Annotated in this window: 23 protein-coding genes; 17 read left to right on the top strand and 6 right to left on the bottom strand. The window is 39.3% G+C overall.

All coding sequences use genetic code 11. From position 1 onward, the window contains the following. The first annotated feature begins 26 nt into the window (after positions 1–26). Positions 27–1931, top strand: coding sequence for a sensor histidine kinase (locus ACESZG_RS03695; RefSeq protein WP_373217582.1), 1905 nt, complete (start codon positions 27–29; stop codon positions 1929–1931). Positions 1932–1975: 44 nt separating this feature from the next. Here ACESZG_RS03695 and ACESZG_RS03690 read toward each other — a convergent pair whose 3' ends face one another. Further along, positions 1976–2698, bottom strand: coding sequence for a LytTR family DNA-binding domain-containing protein (locus ACESZG_RS03690; RefSeq protein ID WP_008704705.1), 723 nt, complete (start codon positions 2696–2698; stop codon positions 1976–1978). Between the two features lie 248 nt (positions 2699–2946). Between ACESZG_RS03690 and ACESZG_RS03685 the strand changes: the two genes are divergently transcribed. The 16 genes from ACESZG_RS03685 (at position 2947) to ACESZG_RS03610 (ending at position 23007) form a co-directional block, all read left to right on the top strand. Continuing rightward, positions 2947–3759, top strand: a complete 813-nt coding sequence (locus ACESZG_RS03685) for a hypothetical protein (RefSeq protein ID WP_373217580.1) — start codon at positions 2947–2949, stop codon at positions 3757–3759. Between the two features lie 210 nt (positions 3760–3969). Continuing rightward, positions 3970–5787, top strand: coding sequence for an ABC-F family ATP-binding cassette domain-containing protein (locus tag ACESZG_RS03680; protein WP_373217578.1), 1818 nt, complete (start codon positions 3970–3972; stop codon positions 5785–5787). A 175-nt stretch (positions 5788–5962) separates the two neighbouring features. Beyond that, positions 5963–7000, top strand: a complete 1038-nt coding sequence (plsX, locus tag ACESZG_RS03675) for a phosphate acyltransferase PlsX (RefSeq protein WP_373217576.1) — start codon at positions 5963–5965, stop codon at positions 6998–7000. 37 nt (positions 7001–7037) lie between these two features. Next, positions 7038–7265 (top strand): acyl carrier protein, encoded by a 228-nt coding sequence (acpP, locus tag ACESZG_RS03670; RefSeq protein WP_020993747.1) that lies wholly within the window; start codon positions 7038–7040, stop codon positions 7263–7265. A 125-nt stretch (positions 7266–7390) separates the two neighbouring features. Beyond that, on the top strand, positions 7391–8074 hold the full coding sequence (rnc, locus tag ACESZG_RS03665; RefSeq protein WP_008704699.1) for a ribonuclease III: 684 nt from the start codon (positions 7391–7393) through the stop codon (positions 8072–8074). 11 nt (positions 8075–8085) lie between these two features. Then, entirely contained in the window at positions 8086–11646 is a 3561-nt protein-coding gene (smc, locus tag ACESZG_RS03660) for a chromosome segregation protein SMC (protein ID WP_227226171.1), read from the top strand. Between the two features lie 15 nt (positions 11647–11661). Continuing rightward, a complete protein-coding gene (gene ftsY / locus ACESZG_RS03655; protein ID WP_173702469.1) occupies positions 11662–12612 on the top strand; it encodes a signal recognition particle-docking protein FtsY in 951 nt (316 codons plus the stop codon). Positions 12613–12691: 79 nt separating this feature from the next. After that, the gene (gene ilvA / locus ACESZG_RS03650) at positions 12692–13903 is read left to right on the top strand and encodes a threonine ammonia-lyase (protein WP_161233299.1); all 1212 of its coding nucleotides are present in this window, start codon (positions 12692–12694) and stop codon (positions 13901–13903) included. A 378-nt stretch (positions 13904–14281) separates the two neighbouring features. Next, a complete protein-coding gene (locus ACESZG_RS03645) occupies positions 14282–14623 on the top strand; it encodes a nucleotidyltransferase domain-containing protein (RefSeq protein WP_025576915.1) in 342 nt (113 codons plus the stop codon). Beyond that, on the top strand, positions 14610–15083 hold the full coding sequence (locus ACESZG_RS03640; protein WP_271726781.1) for a HEPN domain-containing protein: 474 nt from the start codon (positions 14610–14612) through the stop codon (positions 15081–15083). The genes ACESZG_RS03645 and ACESZG_RS03640 overlap by 14 nt, the downstream gene beginning before the upstream one ends. An 11-nt stretch (positions 15084–15094) precedes the next feature. Next, positions 15095–16765, top strand: a complete 1671-nt coding sequence (locus tag ACESZG_RS03635) for a hypothetical protein (RefSeq protein ID WP_161233302.1) — start codon at positions 15095–15097, stop codon at positions 16763–16765. 181 nt (positions 16766–16946) lie between these two features. Beyond that, positions 16947–17552: a hypothetical protein gene (locus ACESZG_RS03630; protein WP_055057356.1), complete on the top strand. Its 606-nt coding sequence runs from the start codon at positions 16947–16949 to the stop codon at positions 17550–17552. Positions 17553–17575: 23 nt separating this feature from the next. Further along, positions 17576–18169: a sigma factor-like helix-turn-helix DNA-binding protein gene (locus ACESZG_RS03625; protein WP_055057355.1), complete on the top strand. Its 594-nt coding sequence runs from the start codon at positions 17576–17578 to the stop codon at positions 18167–18169. Positions 18170–18194: 25 nt separating this feature from the next. Further along, positions 18195–20264 carry an ATP-dependent DNA helicase gene (locus ACESZG_RS03620; protein WP_226840172.1) on the top strand — a complete coding sequence of 690 codons (2070 nt, stop codon included), beginning with the start codon at positions 18195–18197 and terminating at the stop codon, positions 20262–20264. Between the two features lie 184 nt (positions 20265–20448). Then, entirely contained in the window at positions 20449–21366 is a 918-nt protein-coding gene (locus tag ACESZG_RS03615; protein ID WP_055057354.1) for a tyrosine-type recombinase/integrase, read from the top strand. A gap of 267 nt (positions 21367–21633) precedes the next feature. Then, entirely contained in the window at positions 21634–23007 is a 1374-nt protein-coding gene (locus ACESZG_RS03610; RefSeq protein ID WP_055057353.1) for an SIR2 family protein, read from the top strand. Here ACESZG_RS03610 and ACESZG_RS03605 read toward each other — a convergent pair. From ACESZG_RS03605 to ACESZG_RS03585, 5 genes are all read right to left on the bottom strand, one after another. After that, the gene (locus ACESZG_RS03605; protein ID WP_226840173.1) at positions 22974–23717 is read right to left on the bottom strand and encodes a toll/interleukin-1 receptor domain-containing protein; all 744 of its coding nucleotides are present in this window, start codon (positions 23715–23717) and stop codon (positions 22974–22976) included. The genes ACESZG_RS03610 and ACESZG_RS03605 overlap by 34 nt on opposite strands. A gap of 705 nt (positions 23718–24422) precedes the next feature. After that, positions 24423–25007 carry an accessory gene regulator B family protein gene (locus ACESZG_RS03600; protein WP_055057352.1) on the bottom strand — a complete coding sequence of 195 codons (585 nt, stop codon included), beginning with the start codon at positions 25005–25007 and terminating at the stop codon, positions 24423–24425. Further along, positions 25008–25172 carry a cyclic lactone autoinducer peptide gene (locus ACESZG_RS03595; RefSeq protein ID WP_081026356.1) on the bottom strand — a complete coding sequence of 55 codons (165 nt, stop codon included), beginning with the start codon at positions 25170–25172 and terminating at the stop codon, positions 25008–25010. A 119-nt stretch (positions 25173–25291) separates the two neighbouring features. Next, positions 25292–25999, bottom strand: coding sequence for a LytTR family DNA-binding domain-containing protein (locus ACESZG_RS03590; protein WP_161234285.1), 708 nt, complete (start codon positions 25997–25999; stop codon positions 25292–25294). A 17-nt stretch (positions 26000–26016) separates the two neighbouring features. Continuing rightward, positions 26017–26220: a helix-turn-helix transcriptional regulator gene (locus ACESZG_RS03585; protein ID WP_226852809.1), complete on the bottom strand. Its 204-nt coding sequence runs from the start codon at positions 26218–26220 to the stop codon at positions 26017–26019. Between the last annotated feature and the right edge of the window lie 198 nt (positions 26221–26418).

Genomic DNA, 26418 nt, shown 5'->3' with positions numbered 1-26418 from the left:
CCTGAAAACAGAAGGAGGTGTCAGCAATGAAGAAGAACTGGAAATATTCATTACTACTCATAGCAGTTGTATTTGCATTGACTATGGGCATATTCTTTCTGTTTTACCGATTTGATAACAAATATACGGCCAGGGGGGACCAGGCCATTCAGGGAATCCTCTATGTGCCTGATGATGATTCTGTGCATTATCTTGCCAGGGAATGGGAATATTATCCGAATGTATTGCTGACACCGCAGGAAATAAAGGAACAGAAGGAGGACTACTACAGCCGTTATGTTTCCATTGGCGAGTACGGTGGAATGGACCTGGGCGACAAAAATAAATCTCCTTTTGGAAGTGGTACCTATCGGATGACCCTGGTGCTTCCTGAAAAAGAAAAACAATATGCTATTGGCCTGACAGAGATTTTTTCTGCTTACAAGCTGTATATTAATGGGGAATTGATGGGGCAGATGGGAAATCCGGATCCGGACAATTACCAGGAGCAGATTCAGAACAGGGTATTTACCTTTGAGGGAAAAGGAACTGCAGAGATTGTGATCGCAGTGACAGACAAACATTCGGTGTCATCGGGAATTCAGTATGTGCCGGTTTTGGCTTCTCCTTTTAAAGTGAATATTATCCGCGGGTTGTCACTTATGATTGCTGTGGTATTTATGGCTTTTACATTTTTTGTCCTGATTTTTTCAGTGTATATGTATATGCGAACTAAAAAAGTGGAGTTTGGACTTTTTGCCCTGCTTTGTATCTGTGTGCTGGGATATGGTTCTTATCCGATCCTGCATTCCTTTGTTGCAGTAAAAGTACAGCCTTGTTATGGAATGGAGGCATTGTTCTATTATCTGATGTTTGCCGGTGTTATGCTGGTACAACAGAAGATCCTGGGAGGTGAGGAAAGGATTCCGGAAATTCTTGCAGGTGTGGCCGCAGCAGCCGGAGTGATGGTTTTTGTGGCAGAAATGCTGTGCAGCAGAGCCCAGTCTGCAACAGGGCTGTATCTGATCTCTAAGCTTACAGAGATTTTGAAGTGGGCAGCAGCCGGTTATCTGCTTTTCAGAAGTGTAAAGGAGATAAAACAGAAGTACAGTAATGTACTTTTAGTCGGAATTGTTGTTTATGCAGCGTCTCTGGCAGCAGACAGGATATGGAGATTATATGAGCCGATCATTGGCGGGTGGTTTACGGAAATTGGTGCAGCAGTGCTTGTAGCCAGTGTGGGACTGACTCTGTGGATGGAGCTTGCCAATGCTTACAGATTTCAGCTTACCTATGGAGAATACAGCCGTCAGATGGAACAGAAACTGCAGATACAGAAACAGAATTATGAGGAACTTACAGAAAAGATGGATGAGATCAGCAGGATGCGCCATGATATGAGACACCATCTGCGCACCATCATGTCTTACACCCAGCAGGGAAAATATCAGGAGATGATGGAATACCTGCAGGAGTATGCATCCGTTATAACAGAAAAGGAAAAGCTAATCTGTTATTGCAGAAACATGGCCGTAGATGCAGTGATCCATTTTTATGCAGGAGAACTGAGGAAGAAAGGGATTCCTTTTGAATGTGATATGATGCTGCCGCAGAATATTGGCATTTCAGATACAGATCTGTGCAAAATATATGGAAATCTTCTGGAAAATGCCGTAGATGCAGTAAAAGATCTGCTGACGGAAAATAAGCCTTATGTAAAGATGCTTACAAAGGTTAAGAACAGGAAGCTTCTGATAGAGATTTCAAATCCATATTCCAATGGAATCCAGCGAAGGGAAAAAGTTTTTTATTCAACAAAGCATGAAGGCTTTGGAATCGGAACAGCGTCTGTGGTAGAAGTGGTACAACGAATGGGCGGATATGTAGTTTTTAATACAGAAGAGGGTATTTTTAAAGTAAATATCTTTCTGCCGGTGAAAACAGTACAGTAAATAAATAGTTACTGCCCGGAGGGGAAGAGGCATATCGGAAATACTTATTTATCAGAGTCTGAAGAGAATAAGTATTCCAGATATGCTTTTTTTATTGCGTTGGAGCCACGCTTGCGTACAGTAACAAGCTCCTGATTGTCCATAACAAAGCCTTCATCTGTGGATTTCTCGATGTGATCCATATTTACGATACAGCCTCTGTAACAGGAGAGAAAACATTTCATTCCCTCCAGAAGCTCTTCGAATTTCTGGAAGGTTATGTAGGAGCGTATAATGCCTGCATCTGTGGTATGTACCTGAACTGCATTGCGGTAGGTATCCACGTACAGGATGCTCCTGACAGGAATCTTTACAGGGGTACGGTCGGAGATCAGCTCTATATATCTGGAATTCTGCGACTGCCTGAACTGGATTGTTGAGAGGATCCGGCAAAGCTTCTCCGGGTCAAAGGGCTTCAGCAGATAGTAGGATGCCTGTACATCATAGCTTTCCACAGCAAAGGAATCACTGCTTGAAATAAAAATCAGAGCAGCTGTATCCCTGGCTTCGCGGAGCTTTCTGGCTGCATCCATACCGGTCATACTGCCCATATAAATATCCATAATGATCAGGTCGTAAAATCCGGGTATGTATTTAGTAAAAAAAGCTTCTGCGCTGGAATACAAATGGATGTCTGCGGATGTGTTCTGGGATTCATAATAAGAAGAAATGACAGATTTTACCTGACGCAGATCTTCCTTTGAATCGTCAAGGATTGCAATATTCAAAAGGAGTACCTCCTAAATTAACTTAAACATAATTTGTATTTTAGCGTATTTTCATGAGTTATTCAAGTACGGATTCCTTACTGAAAGCAAGTAATACCATAAGTATTTATTCATTTTTCCATATTTCATGAAAAATGTCATTTAATCCCATGTATCTTGAAAATAAGACTGAAATTTTTTATAGTAAGAACATAGAAATTCAGTTTAGAAAAATGTACACACATTTTAAGAAAGGGATGGTAAAAAATATGAAAAACTGGAAAAAAATAATGGCAGGTCTTTGTGCTGCTGCAATGGTAAGCTCTATGGTTGTTCCGGTATGGGCTGCAGAGGAGACTACAGAAGAAGCAGCAGATGACGGAGATGTCGCAGATGTATCAGAGGCAATGTTAGGACTCTGGAAGGACAGCGCAGGAGATATCTACGGATTCTACAAAGATAATTCGTTTTTTGGTCAGTGGAAGGATGAAGAGCAGGATGTTCTTGGTGTATATGCCCTGAGTTCAGACGGAGAATATACAGCTCTGGTAATGCAGTTCGCAAATGACGACGGCACGTATGATGATGAAAATACGGTAACTTATCTGGTGCAGGCAAATGAGGAAGAGAATCTTCTGGAACTTTATGATCCGGACAGTCTGGATCTGACTGCAACTCTGGAGCCTTATCAGGCAGACGGAGATGAGGCAGATTATAATCAGACCTATCAGGATATGGGTGATATCCTGACAGAGTGTTATTCCGGCGAGACAGAAGCAGGTGAGAACTTTATTTATGCAGCTAATGATGATGGAACTTTCTGCTCAGTACTTGTGATCGATCAGGATGATAACTATGTAAGCTTTGTTGGTGAAGGTACTTTTGATGAAGAGAAAGGTACTGTGACGATTACTGATGAAGTTTCTGAGATGGCACTTACTTTTGGCGTGGCAGTGAATGATGATGATACACTGACACTGGATATGGGTGATCTTGGAAGCGCTACTGTACAGGAAGCTACACTGGCGGTTGCAGTTCAGGGACTGAAGTATGCAGTTGAGAATGGAACTGAGATGAACTAAGCAATTCCTTTTCAGGGACAAAAATATGTGATTTTGAGGATACTCCTCTTCGGATAGATTTATTCGGAGGGGAGTGTTTTTTCTGTGCCGGGGGTTTTAGAATGGCTGGGAAGATGGTATAATGAGGAACGAATTCTATAGTTTTTGTGGAAGTGTTACAGATGAGCAGAAACAGACAGGAAGCGAAAATTACGAGAGAGGTTTGAATTTATGAATATTCTGAATATAGAGCATGTTTCCAAGGTGTTTGGTGAGAAGGTGGTGCTGGATGATGTTTCCTACGGGGTGCATCAGGGAGATAAGATTGGGATCATCGGGATTAATGGGACCGGGAAGTCTACAATTCTGAAGATCATCGGCGGTCTGGAGGAGCCGGATGAGGGGCAGGTGATCACTCAAAATGGCCTGAGAATCACGTATCTTCCACAGATGCCGGAGTTTCCGCAGGGAGCTTCTGTCCTGGATTATGTGGCAGAAGGAAAGTGGCAGAAGGACTGGAGTACTGAGAGCGAGGCAAGGAATGTTCTGAATAAGCTGGGAATTACAGACCATGGGGAGAAGATCGATCATTTATCCGGGGGACAGAAGAAAAGGGTGGCACTGGCAAGGACTCTGGTGAATCCCTGTGATGTGCTGCTTCTGGACGAGCCTACCAACCATCTGGATAATGAAATGGTGACCTGGCTGGAGGACTTCCTGAGAAGTTTTAAGGGCGTTGTGATTATGGTTACTCATGACAGATATTTCCTCGACAGGGTTACTAATAAGATTCTGGAGATTTCCCATGGCGGCCTTTATGCTTATGAGGCTAATTACTCGAAGTTTCTGGAACTGAAGGCAGAGCGTGAGGAGATGGAGCTTGCCAGTGAGAGGAAGAGACAGAGCGTACTCCGCATGGAACTGGAGTGGGCAAAGCGTGGATGCAGAGCCAGAAGTACCAAGCAGCGGGCACGTCTGGAACGCCTGGAGGCACTGAAGAACGGAAAAGCTCCGGTGCGGGATGCGAATGTGGAGCTGGATTCTGTTGAGACACGTATGGGAAAGAAGACGATCGAACTTCACCATATCAGCAAGAGTTTTGGTGAGAAGAAGATCCTGGATGATTTTAATTATATTGTGCTGCGCAATCAGCGTCTGGGAATTATCGGCCCCAATGGATGCGGAAAGTCAACTTTGATCAAGATTATTGATGGGATGATACAGCCGGATGCAGGAGAAGTGGAAATTGGAGAAACCATTCGCATAGGGTATTTTGCACAGGAAGTGCCGGATATGGATACCAATCAGCGTGTGATCGATTATATCCGCGACGTGGCAGAGTATATTCCGACCAGAGACGGGAAGATTTCCGCAACAATGATGCTGGAGAGGTTTCTTTTTGATTCTGCCATGCAGTATGCACCCATTGCCAAATTGTCAGGTGGTGAGAAGAGGCGTCTGTATCTGCTGAAGGTTCTGATGGAGGCGCCGAATGTGCTTCTTCTGGATGAGCCAAGTAATGATCTGGATATTCCTACACTGACCATTCTGGAGGATTATCTGGATTCTTTTGCAGGGATTGTGATCGCAGTGTCTCATGACAGGTATTTTCTGGATAATATTGTGGACAGGATTTTTGCTTTTGAGGGGAATGGACATCTGACCCAGTATGAGGGCGGATATACGGATTATACAGAGGCGCTGGCGAGAAAAGGCGGGGCAGTATCTGAAGGACAGAGCACTGCAGTTGGTGCGGAAAAGAAGAAGTCGGCTCAGGCAGACTGGAAGCAGAATCGTCCCCAGAAGCTGAAATTTACCTATAAAGAGCAGAGGGAATTTGAAACCATCGATGATGATATTGCAGCGCTGGAGGAACTGCTGGAGAAGCTGGATAAGGATATGGAGGCCAATGCCACCAATTCTGTGAAGCTTCGTGAGATCATGGAGCAGAAGGAGAAGGCACAGGCAGATCTGGATGAGAAGATGGACAGGTGGGTTTATCTGAATGATCTGGCGGAGCGAATCGAAGCACAAAAAAGTGAAAAGTGATTTTTTTCAGATGCTATTGACTTTGCAGAGGGTTCTTTAGTATGATACAGATTATGGAAGATTGCAGGAGCTGCTTTGCAGCGGGGCAATTTGCGGATGCCGGGTCAGTAACAGAAAATATCTTTTGATTCTGACATCTGTAAGTGAACAGTAAGTGAACAGGAGATATAAAAATATGACAGAACAGGTCAGAGTTGTAGTGGACGCAATGGGCGGGGATAATGCCCCGGCAGAACCTGTCAGAGCTGCAGTGGAAGCTGTAACAGAGAGACAGGACATAAAAGTAATTCTTACAGGAAAACAGGAAGTGATAGATAAGGAACTGGCGAAATATTCCGGATATCCGAAGAACCAGATCCAGGTTGTCAATGCATCCCAGGTGATCGAGACAGCAGAACCCCCTGTTTTTGCAATCCGTAAGAAAAAAGATTCATCAATCGTAGTAGGTTTGAATATGGTTAAGAAACAGGAGGCAGATGCCTTTGTTTCATCAGGAAGTACAGGAGCTGTTCTTGTTGGCGGACAGGTACTGGTAGGCAGAAGTAAAGGTGTGGAGAGGCCGCCTCTTGCACCGTTGATCCCTACCACGAAGGGTGTTTCCCTTCTGATCGACTGTGGTGCCAATGTGGATGCACGTCCATCGCATCTGGTGCAGTTTGCGAAGATGGGCTCTATTTATATGGAGAACGTAGTTGGTATTAAAAATCCAAAAGTTGCCATTGTAAATAACGGGGCGGAAGAGGAGAAGGGAAATGCACTTGTAAAAGAAACTTTCCCCCTTCTGAAAGAATGCAAAAGCATTAATTTCATCGGAAGTATAGAAGCCAGAGATATCCCGGCAGGATATGCGGATGTGGTCGTATGCGAAGCATTTGTGGGAAATGTGATCCTTAAATTATATGAGGGAGTTGGTTCTGCCCTGGTCCAGAAGATCAAAGAAGGAATGATGACCAGCACAAGAAGTAAGATTGGTGCACTTCTGGTAAAGCCTGCACTGAAAGAAACTCTGAAATCCTTTGATGCAACGGAATATGGCGGAGCACCGCTTCTGGGGCTTAAAGGACTTGTGGTAAAGACGCATGGAAGTGCCAAAGCCATTGAGATCAAACATGGTATTTTCCAGTGTGTACAGTTTAAACAGGAGAAGATCAACGAGAAGATCGCAGAGCGTATCCTGGAGGATCAGGAAGTACTGAAGTCCGGAGCAGAATAGAGCAGGACAGGAACAGAAACAGGAAGGAGGGTTGAAGATGGAACTGGAGAAAATAAAAGCTATCATAGCAGAGGTTCTGAATATTGATGCAGATTCGATCACAGAAGACACTACATTTGTAGATGATCTTGGTGCAGACTCTCTTGATATTTTTCAGATTATTATGGGGATTGAAGAGGAGTATGACATTGAGCTGGATAATGAATCTGTCGAACAGATTCAGACAGTCGGTGATGCTGTTGAAGCAATTCGGACAATTAAATAAAAATGTAACTGTCCGGCAGTCTGAAATTTGACAGGAGCATAATACAGGCGCACTGAGCAGTTGCAAAAAATGATGCCGCAGGGTTGTCAGATGACAGCCCTGTGCATGTGGAGAGGGTTAGAGGAATGAATAGAAAGACAGAAGAATTAGAAGAAATCATAGGATATCATTTTAAAAATAAACATTATCTTACACAGGCACTGACTCACAGTTCCTATGCAAATGAGAAGAAGCTGGGGAAGCTGGGCAGCAATGAGAGACTGGAGTTTCTGGGAGATGCTGTGCTGGAGCTGATCAGCAGTGATTATCTGTATGCAAGATTTACCCAGATACCGGAGGGAGAGCTGACAAAGAAGAGAGCCAGCCTGGTGTGTGAGCCAAGCCTTGCCTATTGTGCAAGAGAATTCGGACTGCCACAGTTTCTGTTGCTTGGAAAGGGCGAGGATATGACAGGCGGAAGAAACAGGGATTCTATCGTCTCTGATGCAACAGAGGCTTTACTGGGAGCTATCTATCTGGATGGTGGTTTTGCTAATGCAAAGGAGTTTGTGCTGAATTTTATCCTGAATGATATTGAACATAAACAGCTCTTTTATGATAGCAAGACCATCCTGCAGGAAATCGTGCAGGAAAACGGAACACAGCCGGTGGAATATATTCTGACAAAAGAAGAAGGCCCGGATCATAACAAAAACTTTACTGTGGAGGCAAGAGTAAACGGAAAAGTGATGGGACAGGGAAGCGGTCATACAAAGAAAGCAGCAGAACAGGCCGCAGCATACCAGGCGATTCGTGTACTCAGAAAATAAACAGGAGAATTATGTATTTAAAGAATATAGAGGTACAGGGATTTAAGTCTTTCGCCCAGAAGATCAATTTTGAATTTCATAACGGGATCACCGGTATTGTAGGTCCGAACGGAAGTGGAAAGAGCAATGTCGGTGATGCGGTGAGATGGGTGCTGGGTGAACAGAGTGCCAGATCTCTGCGAGGAGGAAATATGCAGGATGTTATTTTCTCCGGTACAGAGACAAGAAAACCCCTGGGTTATGCATCGGTGGCGATCACACTGGATAATTCAGACCATAAGCTTCCGGTTGATTTTAACGAGGTTACGGTTACCAGAAGGCTTTACCGTTCAGGAGAGAGTGAATATAAGATCAACGGAAGTGCCTGCAGACTGAAAGATATCAATGAGATGTTTTATGATACAGGTATCGGTAAAGAAGGATATTCCATTATCGGACAGGGACAGATCGACAGGATCCTAAGCGGTAAACCGGAAGAGAGAAGAGAGCTTTTTGATGAGGCAGCAGGTATTGTTAAATTTAAGAGAAGAAAGAATACCACGATCAAAAAACTGGAGGAAGAACGCCAGAACCTGGTCAGAGTGACAGATATCCTCTCGGAGCTTACCAGACAGCTGGAACCACTGGAGAAACAGTCAGAGACAGCAAGAGTTTATCTTTCCAAAAGAGAGACTCTTAAGGAACTGGATGTGAATATGTTCCTGATGGAGTATGCTGCTGCAGCCAAAGAACTCAAGGAACTGGAAGAGAAGAACATAATTGCGCAGAATCAGCTGAAGGATACCCAGAGTTCCTATGACCGGACCAAGGTGGAATATGAACGTCTGGAACAGGAGCTGGAAGATTTAAATTCCAAAATGGATGCACTTCGCATTTCCGGTCAGGAGCAGGCAATCCGTAAACAACAGCTGGAAGGCCAGATCAATGTATTAAATGAGCAGATACTGGCAGGGGCACAGAATGAAGAGCATTATAAGGGACGTATCCAGACTATTGAGGCTGAACTTTCAGTAAGAACAGATTCAAAGAAGAAACTTGAAGAAGAAAAAACGGATATTTATGCACAGTTAAAGGCTGTCCGTAAGAAACTTTCTGAGGAAGAAGAGAAATTAAGGACAGCGCAGGAGAATATGGAAGCCTGTACTCTCGAAGTGGAGAATGGCAAAAATGAGATCATTGAAATTCTGAACAGCCGCGCCAATGTCAAGGGTAAAGCCCAGAGATTTGATGCAATGATGGAACAGGCAGAAATCCGTAAGGCAGAGATCAGCCAGCGTATTCTCAGACTGAAGAGTGAAGAGGAAGAGCAGCAGACCATTCTGACTACAGCCCGGAAACAGTATGATGAGATTACATCCCAGATTGAAAATGCCAATGAGGAATGTGAACATCTGAATCTGAGTGTGATGAAGATTCAGGAAAAGCTGAAGGAACAGAACACAAAGCTGGAAGCAGAACAGACAGCCTATCACAGAGAGGCATCCCGGCTGGATTCTCTCAGAAATATCGCGGAGCGTTATGATGGATACGGAAACAGTATCCGGAGAGTTATGGAACAAAAAGAACGTGTTCCGGGAATCCAGGGTGTTGTCGCAGATCTGATCCAGGTAAACAAAGATTATGAGATCGCTATCGAGACAGCTCTTGGTGGGAGCATTCAGAATATTGTTACAGATAATGAGCAGACCGCCAAAACCATGATCGAATTTCTGAAAAAGAATCGTTATGGACGTGCAACCTTTCTTCCCATGAGCAGCATAAGTCCCAGAGGTGAGTTTACACCGAAAGAAGCACTGAAAGAGCCGGGCGTTGTGGGGATTGCCAGCGAACTGGTGTCCGTAGCTTCTCAGTATCAGCAGATCACGAAATTCCTTCTTGGAAGAGTGCTGGTAGTTGATAACATTGATCATGCCATTGCAATAGGAAAAAAATACAGACACAGTCTGAGAATGGTCACAACAGAAGGTGAATCCTTAAGCCCGGGAGGTTCCATGACCGGCGGTGCCTTCAGAAACAACAGCAATCTGCTTGGAAGACGGCGTGAGATAGAGGAACTGGAAACAAAAGTAAACCAGCTGAAGCAGAATCTGACCGAAATGCAGAACGCTGTTGAGGAAAATAAAAATCAGAGAAACAGGCTTCGTGATGCCATTGCAGGATTTCAGGAAAAACTCCGTCAGAAATATATAGAACAGAATACTGCCAGAATGAATATCAAACAGCAGGAAAAGAAAGCTGAGGAGATCCGAAGCGGATATGCGCAGATCAACAGAGATCAGGCAGAGATCAAACGCCAGGTCATGGAAATCCGGCAGGATCATGAACGGATTGCCAGGGAACTGGAGAGCTCAAAGCAGGATGAGAAAGAACTGGAGAGTTTTATTGAGGCAAAGCAGTCAGAACTGGATGAATGGAAAGAAGAAGAGAAGAAAATCACCCGGGAGTTAGAAGAAATCCGTCTTCAGTCATCCGCTCTTGAACAGAAGGAGAAATTTGACCAGGAAAACCTGAGCCGTCTGAAATCAGAAATCACAGCTTTTATGACTGAGAAAGAGGATATTTATCAGTCTCTTGCTCACAGCAGTGAAGAGATGGAAAAGAAGCAGGAGATGATCACTCAACTGAAAAAAGAGTCAAAAGAGTCTGTCCTTCATGAAGAACAGGCACAGATGCAGCTGAAAAATCTGCAGAAGGAGAAAGAGAGCAGAACTTCTCAGCATAAAGATTTTTTTGAGAAAAGAGATTATCTGTCCGGTCAGATCGGACTTCTGGATAAGGAATGTTACCGTCTGCAGGGACAGATGGACAAGCTGGAGGAGAACAGGGAAGAGCGGATTGCCTATATGTGGTCCGAGTATGAGATCACTCCCAATAATGCCGTTTCCTACAGAAAAGAGGAACTTACTGATCTTTCGCAGATGAAGCGACAGGCAGCTCAGATTAAAGATGATATCAGAAAGCTGGGACCTGTAAATGTAAATGCTATTGAGGATTATAAGGAACTTCTGGAAAGACACACCTTTCTGTCCGGCCAGTATGAGGATCTGGTCACAGCGGAGAAAACTCTGGAACAGATCATTCAGGAGCTGGATGAGGGAATGCGGAAACAGTTTTCTGAGAAATTCGGCGAGATCCGGAATGAATTTGACAAGGCATTCAAGGAATTGTTCGGAGGCGGAAAAGGAACTCTGGAGCTGGATGAAGAGGCAGATATCCTGGAGGCAGGAATTAAGATCATTTCCCAGCCGCCGGGAAAGAAACTGCAGAATATGATGCAGCTTTCCGGCGGGGAAAAAGCTCTGACAGCTATTGCACTTCTTTTCGCGATCCAGAATCTGAAGCCGTCACCGTTCTGTCTGCTGGATGAGATCGAGGCAGCACTGGACGATTCCAATGTTGGACGATTCGCCGGATATTTACAGAAGTTGACGAAAAACACACAATTTATTATAATAACACATAGACGTGGAACTATGAACGCCGCAGACCGGCTTTATGGTATTACCATGCAGGAAAAAGGGGTATCAACACTGGTTTCCGTCGATCTGGTGGAGAACCAGCTTACCCAGTAACAGGAGGAGTTTCACATGGCAGAAGAAAAAAAAGGTTTTTTTAAACGATTAGTCAGTGGACTGGCAAAGACCAGAGACAATATCGTAGCCGGATTTGACAGTATTTTCAGTGGCTTTTCCAGCATTGATGAAGATTTTTATGAAGAGCTGGAAGAGATTCTGATCATGGGTGATATCGGGATCAATGCGACCACTTCTATTATTGAGAATTTAAAGAAAGAGGTTTCCGAACGTCATGTTAAGGAACCGATGGAATGTAAACAGCTTCTGATCAATGAGATCAAGGATCAGATGCGTGTGGACAGCACAGAGTATGAATTTGAGAACCGCAAATCCGTAGTCTTGGTGATCGGTGTCAATGGTGTCGGAAAAACCACCTCAGTAGGAAAACTTGCAGGAAAATTAAAAGACCAGGGCAAGAAGGTTATCCTTGCAGCAGCAGATACTTTCCGCGCAGCAGCAGGAGAGCAGCTTACTGAATGGGCGAACCGGGCAGGTGTAGAGATCATCGGTGGACAGGCGGGAGCAGATCCTGCATCTGTTATCTATGATGCGGTGGCAGCAGCCAAAGCAAGAAATGCAGACGTACTTCTCTGCGATACGGCAGGACGTCTTCATAATAAAAAGAACCTTATGGAAGAACTCCGCAAGATTTACAGGATCCTGGAGAGGGAGTATCCGGATGCATATCTGGAGACACTGGTAGTGCTGGATGGTACTACCGGACAGAACGCCCTTGCACAGGCGAAACAATTTGCGGAGGTCGCAAATGTCAGCGGTATTATCCTTACCAAGCTGGACGGAACTGCCAAAGGTGGTATCGCAGTTGCAATCCAGTCTGAACTGGATATACCGGTGAAGTACATTGGCGTAGGAGAGAGTATTGACGATCTTCAGAAATTCGATGCAGATGCTTTTGTAAATGCGTTGTTTGATGTAGACCATAAAGAAAACCCGGACGCTTAAGATTATGATGTACTTTAGGAGTCAAATCAGGTAAAAAAAGATTCCGGGAGTACATTCAGGACAAAATGGAGGAAAAACAATGCTTACTTTAGAGAGTTTTGAACAGGCATCAGAGATCGTAAAACAGGTCACACAGGAAACAAAGCTGGTCAAGAGCAGCTATTTCAGTGAACTTACAGGAAACAAGGTTTATTTAAAACCGGAGAATATGCAGCGCACAGGTGCATATAAGGTTCGTGGTGCTTATTATAAGATCAGCACTCTTTCCGATGAAGAGAGAAACAAAGGTCTGATTACAGCATCTGCCGGAAATCATGCACAGGGCGTTGCCTATGCTGCACATAAATATGGAGTGAAGGCAGTGATCGTTATGCCTACCACAACTCCGCTGATCAAGGTTGAGAGAACAAAGAGTTACGGTGCAGAGGTTATCCTGCATGGTGATGTATATGATGAGGCATGTGCACATGCACTGGAACTTGCTGAGAAAGAGGGATATACCTTTATCCATCCTTTCGATGATCCGGCAGTTGCCACAGGACAGGGTACCATTGCAATGGAGATCATTCAGGAGCTTCCGCTTGTTGATTATATTCTGGTTCCGATCGGTGGAGGCGGACTTGCAACAGGTGTTTCCACACTTGCGAAGCTGTTAAATCCACATATCAAAGTCATCGGTGTGGAACCGGCAGGGGCTGCCTGCATGAAAGCTTCTCTGAAGAAGGGTGAGGTTGTGACTCTTCCGCACGTAAATACGATTGCTGACGGTACTGCAGTACAGACACCCGGAAAGAAAATCTTCCCGTATATCCAGAAGAATCTGGACGATATCATCACTATCGAGGATGATGAACTGATCGTTGCTTTCCTTGATATGGTTGAGAACCATAAGATGATCGTAGAGAATTCCGGTCTTCTGACAGTGGCAGCGCTTCGTCATCTGGATGTGAAGGGAAAGAAGATTGTTTCTATCTTAAGCGGTGGAAATATGGATGTTATTACCATGTCTTCTGTTGTTCAGCATGGTCTGATCCAGAGAGACAGAATCTTCACAGTATCTGTGCTCATTCCGGATAAGCCGGGCGAACTGGTACGCGTGGCAAGCGTGATCGCCAGGGCTCAGGGCAATGTTATCAAGCTGGATCATAACCAGTTTGTAAGCACGAACAGAAATGCGGCAGTGGAACTTAAGATTACATTGGAGGCTTTTGGCACAGATCATAAGAATGAGATTGTTAAAGCTCTCGAAGATGCAGGATGCAGACCAAAGGTGATCCGTCCAAGTCTGTGATTGTCTCAGAGCAGCATCTGCCATGTAAATAAATGAAATGGGAGCCCTGGTGTTCAGTATATGGATATCAGGGCTTTTTTGTAACTTATATTAGAGGTCTCAAAGGGACGCGCAGAAAAACAGTTTGTTTCGCTGGATATTTAGCGGTAATTTATGGAATTGCTATAAATTAACTTTGTCAAGAGAAGATGCTTGATATTAATTTTGAAAGAATGTCGTAAATACGCGCTTTTCCGGGCATATCGGCAGGAGTCTGTGACAATCTTGTGACAAATGCGGGAAAAATATGGATTTACAGTGTGAGAAAGCAGTAGAAAAGATATGGTGGTTCGGTTATAATAAAGAAAAAAGTATCGAAGCAGGAAAGGAGAAAACATTATGCCGGTAACAATAAAAATATTGTTGGATCAGTATACCGAAATATTACGGAAGATATATGGAAGTCATTTAAAGACAGTAATTTTATATGGATCCTATGCAAGGGGAGATTATAAGGCAGATTCTGATATAGATATAATGATTCTCCTGGACTTGTCAGACATAGATATTAAACAGTATCGCCATGAATTGTCAGGAGAAACTTTTGATTTCAATATGGATCATGACCTTGATATTAAACCGATAGCAAAAAGCCAACAGCATTTCCAGAACTGGGTTGATGTATACCCATTTTATGCGAATGTAAAGAAAGAAGGGGTGAAACTGTTTGATGCAGCCTAATGAAAAGGGAACGCAGAAAGATTTGGTATTGTATCGTATTGAAACCTCTAAAAGTGACATCAAAGCAGCTGAAATCCTTTTGGCAGCTAAAGAATTCCGTGGAGCAAATAACCGGGCATATTATGGGATTTACCATGCAATATCAGCTGTGCATGCGCTGGATGGCAATGCGTATAAAAGACATAAAGATGCTCTGGCGAATTTCAATAAGAATTATGTAAAACCGGAGATTTTTCCGAGAAAGCTTGGAAAGAAAATTGTTGAATCAGAAGAAATCCGTCATGCCAGTGATTATGATGATTTCTATATAGCGACAAGAGAAGAGGCTGAGGAACAGATCCAGACAGCAAAAGAGTTGGTATCACGTGTAGAAGAATATGTACAGGCAAGATGGAAGAAAGAGTCTGAAAAGACTGTTCGAAATGCGGAATACCTAGTACAGAATCGCATTAATTATTAAGTAATATCCCTATGGAAATTTTTCAAAATATATGGCATAATCAAAAGAAAAATCAAGGAGATCATTCAGAAGAAATTCTGCCTAAGTATAAAGAAAATGGACTTACTAAAACAGAGATTGTAGAAGGAATGGTATTAGAATTGGCAACAATTCAGCAGGCAGATAATCTCTCTGTTTCTGTAAATCAAAAAGAAGTAGAAGAAAGATATGATGAATTAGTTGAATTAGAAGAGCCCGTTTTTCACCAAAAAGCAATTAAACAATATGGAACGGAAGAGAAACTAAAACAAGCATTATATTATAAATTGGTTTATAATGCGATAAATGATAAAATAGATGAATTGTTTTTAGAGAACTATTCTATTAGAGAAGAACTACTTCAAGTAAGAGCTAGCGATTATGTTTCACAGTATACTGCTGCTGATTTTGAAGAAAATGATATGGATAAAGAAATTTTTTCAGATGAAGTAGTACAAAACTATTATGATTCTTGTTTGGATAGATTACAGGAGTTATATTTCAAAGTTTGGAAGTACAGAATAGCAAATGAAAGTAGCATATCATATAATAACTATAGTGGCAATGATTTATTAAAAAAGCAGGAGTTTGATATTACTGCTAATAAATTAAACTTTAAAGGAAAAAAATATGAATTAGAAATGTTTTCATTTGATGAAGTCCAAGAAAGATTTGGCGATTATTTTTATTTGTCAAATTCTATTATTAATAATTATGATAATATAGAGTGTAAGGGGATACATATTCCGGAAAAGGATGTTAGAGGTCTTTACATGACATTAGGTGCTGACTCACCTATAACATTTAAATTAATAGTTTCGCCAGTTCTTGCACTATACAACAATTTTCAAAAAAACGGAATACGGACAGGTATAGAAAATGGATTAAATAAAGTAGAGTTTATTCAAACAGATATGGGAATTTACTATTCTATAATTGCTGATATGGAGTATGATAAATTGGAGAAATTATTAACTGATTCTATTACTTATTCAGATAAAGATAAGAATTTAAAAAGAGAAAATAATATAAATATTGTGACTGACTTGGAAGAATATGTTCAGGAAGTTGAATTAACCGATGGGCATATATTTTTCAACTCTTGCTTGGCATTAGAAAGTGACATAGCTTATTATGACCCGAATATAGCACATTTAGAAAAATGGAATACAGAACAGGTTACTGCATATCTCGGAAATACTTTTGTTCCGTCATATATTCCAAAGGATCTTAAGACTTGTCAGGAATCCTATACTGGTACTTTTATGTCAGAATATCTAAATAATACAATGTGGTGGACTGTAGCGTATGATAATGATATAATTATTTATGATAACTTTGGAGTGTTCTATAGTGATTCTTTTACTGATGAATATAATCCTTTAAGACGTAAATTGCTGATTGAAGTGTCAAAAGATGAACTGCCGGTAGCAGATGTATTATATTCATTTGATAAAGTAGAAGTTTCTAAAGTGAAAAAAAATGAACTAACTGTAGGAGTATACAAAGCACCATATTATGATGGGGATTCAAAACCAGCAGGATATATAAATCAATATATTGCGGAATTTATTATTGATAATGTAGGATATCGCATTATAAGTGAAAATTTGTCACAAGAGGAATTTATTAAAGTTTTAATATCTATGCCTGTATTTGAATAATACACTTTTTGGAAATTATTAAACAGTCTTGTAATATTGATAACGGAAAAGTCAATGTTGCAAGACTTTGTTTATTGTAATTAGGTGATGATTGTGTGTAAATATGTAAAGAAGAATTTCATTTTACATACAACAATGTTATAATATCGGATGAAGGAAATAACAGCAAAGGAGAACTGGCATGAATATGTACAAAGAAATAGATCAGGAAACTATGGAACTACTTTTAGATGCATTGCTCAAACGCACCCTGGAAGGTAAACAGATATGGGAAAATCTGTATTATAATCCTATTGGCTTTGTACAGCAGGATGCCTATGAAGATAAGGGCGCATATATATCGCAAATGTTTGAGACAACGACATCTTTTAATGGCATTGAATATGAATTAGAGCTTTGTGAAGCAATAGATCTTCCGTCTTGTAAAGGAAATATTTTCGGAAGCATTAGCTACGAAGCGGAAGAAGAAATAAACAAATATGATTTTTCTTTATCATTTGATTCAGAGCACTACGATGACGCTGATGCAGCAGAACTGAAGAATATTTATAAAGATTCAGTAATTGTGCAGTTAGCAGATGCGATTGTTGGTGTGTTTGAAGATTCGGAAGCGATAGCGGATGGTTTCTCTTATGCAAGGTATTTCAGTCAAAAAGAAATTAATTCAAAATGGAAAAAAGATTCCCTTGTAAAACTTGGTGAGAAGCTAATGAAAGAGAAAGCAATGCAGGATTTCCATAAAATCGTTCTGGATACAGATTACCGGAGCAGCTTATTGAGAAAGTAATAGATTTATATGGAGAACAATGCATGAGAAATATTAAAGACAGTACATTTCCGGAAAATATTTTGGAAGAGATCGGAATTAACAAAGTAAGCGAGAAGAAAATAGATTATTCCCGACTAACAGATGACCAGGTAAATGGATTGCTGTATGCCATATCACAGATGAAGCGCAGGGACAGTATAATTTTATTGTGCCGTTATGAAGACAAAATGACTTATAAAGAAATTGGGGAACGTTTTTCCATAACGAGTGAACGTGTCCTACAGCTTGTTGCAAAAGGACTGAGAAAGCTGAGACATCCGGTTAGATATTGCTACATAATATGGGGATATGAGACATACACCCAAATGTTATCTGAGAGGAGAATGCAGCTTGCGGCATTAAAACGGGAAGAAATAGAAAAATCCGGCAGTGATATTCTTCAAACCGATGTATCAGTTTTACAGTTGACGATAAGGACATGGAATATACTTAATCGCAATGGAATACATACACTAGGTGAATTGATAAGCATATTGGCGGAGGATAAAGAGGGACTTGGTATAAGGATTGGGAGAAACAGTCTGTCAGAGGTAGTATGTAAACTGGAAGAATTAGGATTACTTAGTGACTGTTAGTGAAAAAAGCATTGGAGGATACGGATTGCTGAACGAAAACTGGTTATTTGGAATTACGAATACAGAGAGCAAGAAGCATAGGGCTGATTGTTTCCGGGAAATAGGAGAGCGTACGTTTTCCTTTTTCCTGGATACAGCGGTGGAACAGGGATTTGAGGATCGTGAAGGGCAATGGACAATGTCCTGTGAAATCGTGGATGCTATGCAAAAGAAAAAGCATATTGCAATTGAAGCAGGGGTGGGAATCGGTAAATCATTTGCCTATATCGTTCCTCTGCTTTTTTATCATCAGAAATACCATTGTCCTATTTTAATTGCAACGTCTACGATAGCTTTACAGGATCAGTTGGCTTCAGATATCAAAATTATTGAGGACATGATTGACTATCATCCTACGGTAACGATTGCTAAAGGTCAGACACATTTTCTGTGTAAGAAGAGATTTGATGAATTTTTTCTGGATAAGAAAACCAGGCAGAAATATTCAGAAATTTATGAAGATGTTGAAAGAGATGGCCACGAGAGGTCCGACTGGAATGCAGACATATCGGATTTTTTATGGAATCAGATGAATGTGAAAGAATATAATCCGATGTATTGCAGACAGAGATGCAGCTACCGGGGACAATGCTATTATCATAATTTGCGGCAGCGTCTTCCGATTGAATATGGGATTATACTCTGCAACCAGGATCTCCTTGCTGTGAATATGCGAAAACGGCTGACGGATTCCAAAGAACTGTTCCCACATCAGTTTGAATTTGTTGTTATTGATGAAGCACATAATCTGGAAAGCAGGGTACGTTCTTCATACACCCAGGATATGAATTATAGAAAAATGTTTCAAGAGGCGGATGCAGCCAGACAGATTAACCGCAGTATAGGGGAACCATTAGATAATAAGCTGCGGGAATATCACAAACTGCTCAATGAAGTTTTTACAGCTTTGCAGGAACAAATCCGGAAACAGGATGCATATGCGGAAAAAGAAGGAAGAGAAATTGAACGATATTCCGTAGAACCAAAGAAACTTCGTGCATTGGAGAAGTTCTGCGGATGTATACATGATATCAATTTTTATATATCTATGGATTTTGGTCTTGATGATTATTCCAGAAACCGGGACTATTCCAGAGAAATTGAAGCATTGGAGGAACAGGAAAGGTTCTTCAAATCCTTAAAAGCAGAAGACAGTGAGGATATTTTCTGGATGACTACAAAAGGAAAAAGCCGAGAGAATATATGTCTGTCAAGCTGCCCAAAGGAAGTAGATAAACTGACAAGCCGTTTGTTATTTCAGAGTGAGGATTTTACTACAATTCTGACCTCTGCCACTATTACCAGTGGAAACAGCGATAATTACCTTATGAATTACAGATATTTTATAAACAACATAAAGTTTCCATACAAAAAGGGAATCGTATCAGAGCCTAAACAGTCTCCATTTGCCTATGACGAACATGCTATGATTTATTACACAGAAAATATGCCACATCCAAGCAGGCAGCGGGAACAGTTCATAGCTGCAGGCGTTCAGGAGATTATACGGCTTCTTCGCCTCACAGAAGGAAAGACATTGATCTTATTTACAGCTAAAACAGATATGAGAGAAGTCTTTCAGCTCCTGCAGGGCAAGGTTCCTTATCAGCTTATGATGCAGAAGGAAGGGGATTCTCAGAAAGAAGTGCTGGATAAATTCAAGAGTAATATCAATTCGGTCCTTTTGGGAACCGGTTCTTATTGGGAAGGAATCAGTGTAGAGGGAATGGCTTTATCCAGTGTGATTATTTTCAAACTTCCGTTCCCGGTGCCGGAACCGATTATAGACTATAAATGTAGTTTAAGCGGTGATAAGCATTTAATGGAAGTCCTGGTACCGGAGATGGTGATAAAACTAAAGCAGGGGATTGGCCGGCTGATCCGGAATCAGACGGATAAAGGGATTGTTTCTATCATTGACAGCCGGGTAGGAGAAGAATCCAGGGCACCGTATAAGCAGATTATATGGGATTCATTGCCGATAAAGAATAAAACGAATAATTTTGAAGTGATAACGGAATTCTATCAGAAAATTATCACCAAAGAGGATATCTGAATATGAGAAGTATTACTTCAGACGTACAGGATTTTAAAGAATGATTTTAGATAGTCTTGTAATATTGATTATGAAAAATGTCAATATTGCAAGGCTTTATTTTTTATATGGTGGTCTATATTGGAAAATATTGGCGAAAACGATAGTATGGTACTTATCAGTATCAAAATGGAGGATATTTAAAATGAAGCTTAAAAACAAACTGGCTGGATATTTAGAATATTGCAAATTTAGGAAAGAACTTGATGAAAAAACACTCAAGGCATATCGGATCGATCTAAAACAATACTTTAATTTTGTTTCCTGTGACGAACCGGATAAAGAAAAAATTGAGGAATATATTACAGAACTTCATAAGAAGTATAAGCAGAAGACTGTAAAAAGAAAAATTGCAACGTTAAAGGCGTATTACAATTATCTGGAAGAGGAAGAAATCATCAATGATAATCCGTTTAGAAGAATAAAAGTAAAATTTAAAGAGAATGTTACTCTTCCAAGAATTATTCCTCGGGAAGAAATTGAACAGCTTTTAAATTTTATGTATAATCGCTTGGATGAAAACGATAATTCAGTTTACAAATATCGTTTGAGAGACGTGGTGGTTGTGGAAATGCTTTTTGCAACGGGTGCCAGGGTATATGAAATATCAAATATTCGAGAAGATAGCATTGATTTGAATTCCGGTTTGATCAGAATAATGGGTAAGGGTGGGAAAGAAAGATATGTTCAGATTAGCAATTCATCTCTTCTGGCCATGATGAAAAAATATTTTGTGGAGAATCGAACTGAGATTAAAGAAAGCGGATACTTTTTTGTAAATAATAGGGGAAACAGATATACTGAACAATCAATCCGGTTAATGCTGAAAAAATATACTAAGCAGGCAGGGATTGAACGAAATATTACTCCGCATATGTTTAGACACTCATTTGCAACGTATCTGATTGAAGAAGGCGTGGATGTAAGTTGTGTGCAGCAGATTTTGGGACACAGCTCTATAAAAACAACACAAATATATATTCATGTGGCTGCAAAAAAACAGGCGGAAATACTCCGTGAGATGCATCCCCGAAATAATATGAAAATAGCAGGAGCAGCATAATTCTTTAGTATTCATACAGTTCTTATTGACCGGTCAAAATGTGAGTGGTTTTTTTGTTGTACAAAATTTTTGACCAGAGAGGAATATACAAAAGGTTATAATGGAATTGGACAGAAAAATCATTATAAGGTGAACGATTTGTTATCACCGTATTTGTTACTATGGAAAAATATGGGATAATCTGTTATAATAAGTATCAGATAATATATAATTATCCGATATAGAAACACTTGAAATATCTTATGGAAATTAACGGAGACAAAGAATATGCCAATAGACAAAGAACAGTTTCTCAAACAATTCGTTAAGCAAGCCCTTGATGAAAGGATTTCTCTTTTTTTAGGTGCTGGTGGTTCATGTGATGCAGGCTACCCCAATTGGGCAGACTTGTTTGCACCATTTGCAAGAGACTTAGGAACCCCTATTAATGAATCCACAGATTATTACCGACTAGCTCAGTATTACTCAAATAGTTTTGGACCGGGAGAACTTAGAAAAAGAATTAATGAACGCATAAATAGAAATAATTTTGAAAGTCAATTACTTGAGGAACTTATAGATATTGGTTTTACAAACGTATGGACTACTAACTTTGATAATGCTATTGAACTTAATTATCAAAAGCGTGATATCTTAACAAATAAGGTGTTTAGAGATTCGGATTTTTCAAATATTGATATTAATAAACGAATCAATATATTTAAAATGAACGGTGATGTAACAAACTTAGAGGGTATCGTGGCTACACAAAGCGATTATGAGAAATATGCGGACACACATCGCATTATGCTGATGTTTTTTAAACGTGAGCTTATATCAAGCACATTTCTTTTCATCGGTTATAGTTTTACAGATCATCTGGTATTGGATTGCTTGAGCGAAATCACAAGATATTTGGGATACTCAGCAACATATCACTATACAATTATGAAAAATAATCCAAAAGATCCGTACTTCAAACATTTTGTTGAAGATATTGAACAACGTTATCATATTCGTGTTCTTTTAGTCGATGATTATAAAGAGATACAAATTATTTTAAATGAATTAAATTCAAGGATACGAAGTAAACGTGTATTTGTTTCAGGAGCTTTCAGTTCTTTCACATCAGAAATCGAAGAATATTCGCATAATTTATCACGAAATTTGGCATCATCACTTCTTGAAAATGATTACCGGATAGTTAATGGAATCGGGCGAAGGTTTGGCACACACCTTATTGGTTATGCAAATGAATACTTGGCAAAACAAGGTGTTAAAGATATAGAAAAACATCTTATTGTAAAACCATTTGTCGGTAATACACAAGCTGCGGCTGAAGAAAAATACCGGTCAAGAAAAAAAGTAATTGGTCAATGTGGAACAGCAATTTTTGTGTTTGGCGAAATGAGCGAAAATTCTTCAGCTACAAAAAGCGGTGTCATGGAAGAATTTGAAATTGCATGTGAACAGCACAAAACCATTATTCCTATAGCATATCCGGGAATGGTTTCTGAAATTATATGGGAAAAGGTAAAGGGTGAACTGACTCGATATCCTTATTTAGAAGGTAGAATTGATTTACTTACTTCGGTTCAATCACCCGAATTCCTTTCACAGATTATTATTCATATTCTTGATTCTGTGCAAGAATCTATGTAAAAATCAATTAATATACAGAGTGAATTTTCTAATAGCCATAATTCTCTGTAATCTACAGGAAGGTTGAGGCGTGTCTCAGAAAATAATCTGTCAAAAACACAAGAAACCATATTTGTGATAGAGTTTGCATTTATTCTTTTTGTATCAGTAATAACCAAGTATGCTGCATAAAGTAAAGAGATTCTGCTGTTAAGATTTGCATGATCAATTTGTAAATAACTACGGATGATGTCATACACCCCAGATGGCAGAATTTCTTGAGATGTGGAGATAATATCTCGCACTTTTTGATGAATGCAATTATTCAAGATGTTTCCCGTAATTTTGCATACGATATGACTGCATACTTCACGAGTACCGGAATGTCTATCCACTTCTTTAAAGATAAGTTCTTTAATCCAACACAACCTGTCCGGAATATCATTTGGTGATAATTCATATACCACTGGAAAGACAATGATTTTCCCTTGTCTATACTTCGATTCTATTATAGAAAGTTCCTCCATTGCACATACAGAATCCACAGTAAATTTACTAATAACAACAAGAGCGTAGTTACACTTCCAAACACCTTTCTCAAGGTTTATCTCTTCGCGATTATCCCCCATTAACAATTTATCACGATCATACCAGGTTTTGATACCATAATTTTTAAGATGATATACTAGAGGTTCTACAATACTATATCTGTCTTCAGCAGCAAAACAAATGAATAAAGAATATGAGCAATTATTGATAGTATCATCCCCCTTGTTAAGTATTTTGAGTTCAGTGTATTTTTTATTGATAATTATATATTATCTTCATATAAGGATAAGCCGCCGAGAACAGCATCCGTCCATTTGTAGTTGGAAGAAAAGGCGGGTTATTCTGGATATTCCTGCTGGAGTTGAAGCAAGCACCATGGCTTATACCACGGTAGAGCTGGTCAAAGTCAACAACGTGAATGTTGCTTGAATGTTATCATTATCTTACATTTTTGTCGGAACATCAGTTCGGTTCACAGACGATTGATTAGGAACTGGAGATCTACAGAATGAAAGTTTTCTATTTCCTTACGGATTCAGGGGAAAACTGAACGATAGGAGGTGTTATTGCTTCAAAGCCAAAAGTGTTTATGGATGGAATAACAAGTGATAAAAAGCAAGAGTGGAATTGCCCGTCCAGACACAGGAAGCAGATGAAAAATGCGGAAATAAATAAACAACGCTGAATTCTCTTGGCGAATTGAATATGTTAGACAGATTAGTTTTGAAGTGATAATTTAAATAGGAACAGGGAATGTTTAGTACTATAGGATGAACATTCCCTGTTAGGAATTGTCTTTACGAGAAATATACTTTTCCATAATATCCGCCAGAGGATTTTATGGAAACCAGTTTAAATAATTATTATATAGACTATATTTTTAAATTTCAAAATAAATGACGCATTTTATTAGTTAGAAAACCAATTATCAGTAAAAATGCAACCACTATTGGAACTAACATATATAATTTCGACCAATAGTCAAAATTAAAAAAAGAAGTGAATATAACAAAACAAAATTCGATTAGTAGAACGTAATGTGTTCTTCTTTTAAAAACGATTTTTTCGCTAGGGTCGAAAATGCGGTTGAAATTCGGAATAGGAGCTAAACAAAGTATTAGTAGATTACTCAAAACAAATAGTATAGCTATTATCCCGTAAGCGGTTTTTGAAATTATTAAGTTAGGAATATAAACAATTGCCAAAAGCATCAAATTTGAAAAACAGTAACAAGTTAGCTTTTTCTTGGTATGAAATCCGCCGGCATTACTTCTCAAGGGAATGAAAAGAATTAAAAACATAATTATTTCCAGCAAATGATTTGTAAAGTAGCCTAATAAAAGGGATGTTAATAAATTCACAAACAAAAGTATAAAGCCATTTAATCCATATAGGTATAGGTCTTGATTCTGTTTTGTTATAAGATTATCTTTTAGTAATTTATTTATGATGACCGTAGATAATGCATTCATCTAAAAGTTTCTCAGTTTTTTGGAGCCTTTTGGCAATTCATCCTGGTTCATAACAAACCAACAGGCTGTATTCACCCCATTATAGGTAACAAATAAAGCTAAGGTAGCTATAAATGATAGGCAATTTTTATTAAGTGTAGTTGCCAATTTTTTTAAATGTTTCATATTAGGTAATCCTCCATTTGTTTATATGATATAAGCTATCATACCAGAAAGAATATACATGTTCTAAAACATGTAATAAAAAGTCACTTATCTGTAATGAAAAGGAACTATCCTTAATATTAAAAGTGATTTCTAATAAAATTGAGGTGTTGACTTTTAATGGTATGTCTATAATTCCTACTTACAAATAGTGATTCACCATTTTTTAGGAGAAGTTCATCACGGACAACCTCTTGGACATATTCCAGATTTACGATGCAAGAAGAACGAATTTTTCCAAAAAGGTTTGGATCTACATGTGTTAGAATATTGCTAAGTGTCATGTTAAGAGTATAGGTAGATTTAGGAGTATGTAAAAATGCTTTTCGCCCAGATTTATCAATGTACATAATTTCTGAACAAGGAATGCTAAAATTCTTTTTACAATAACTAAATGAAAATAATTTTTTATTCATATTAAGATATGTGGAAGCTTTTTGTAAAACTTTCTGGAAACGTTTAAAAGTAATTGGTTTTAATAAAAAATCAAAAGTAATAACTTCGAACACATCAAAGACATATTCTGAATAGCTTGTTAGAAAAATGATAAGAGCATTTGGCTCGTTCGTGCGAATCGTTTTAGCTAGTTCTAAACCATTCATGCCCTGCATCTCGATATCAAGGATATAAATGTCATAGGTCAATTCATTATTAAGTTTATATCTATATAATTCTTCGGCACTAAAGTAGACGTCGTAATCAATTGTTGAATCGTTTAATATGTCAAAGTATTTTTCTAAGATTTCAATAGAAGCAGGGTTATCATCACACAAAGCAATATGCAACATTGTAATATTTCTCCATTTCATTCATCATCATAAATTTCGTAAAAATAATCTGTGTTAAAGAAGGTACCAAGGCTAATATCAAAGCCACCACATATTTTTTGGATGGTTTCTATTGTTGGATTAGTGCCATGTATTATATTTAATAAGGTACTTTTAGGAATAGCGGCCTTATAAGCTAATGCATAATAATTGAGATTATGTTCTTTGCATAGTTCATTAATTCTTTTAACAACAAGTTTTTGTGCAGTAATAATAAATCACTCCAATGCTTTATATAATGATATTCATTTTAAAGGAAATCATTATATAATCAGCACTATATATAGTCCTTGGTGAATAGGATGTGACAGATAAATGGCAATCTATTACAACTATCATGAAATGAATATTCTTTTTGATATACTTTTTATATAAGTTGT

The organism is Blautia sp. Marseille-P2398 (genome assembly GCF_964240315.1).
Lineage (GTDB): Bacteria > Bacillota > Clostridia > Lachnospirales > Lachnospiraceae > Blautia_A > Blautia_A wexlerae.
This window is presented reverse-complemented; position numbering and strand designations above follow the sequence as displayed.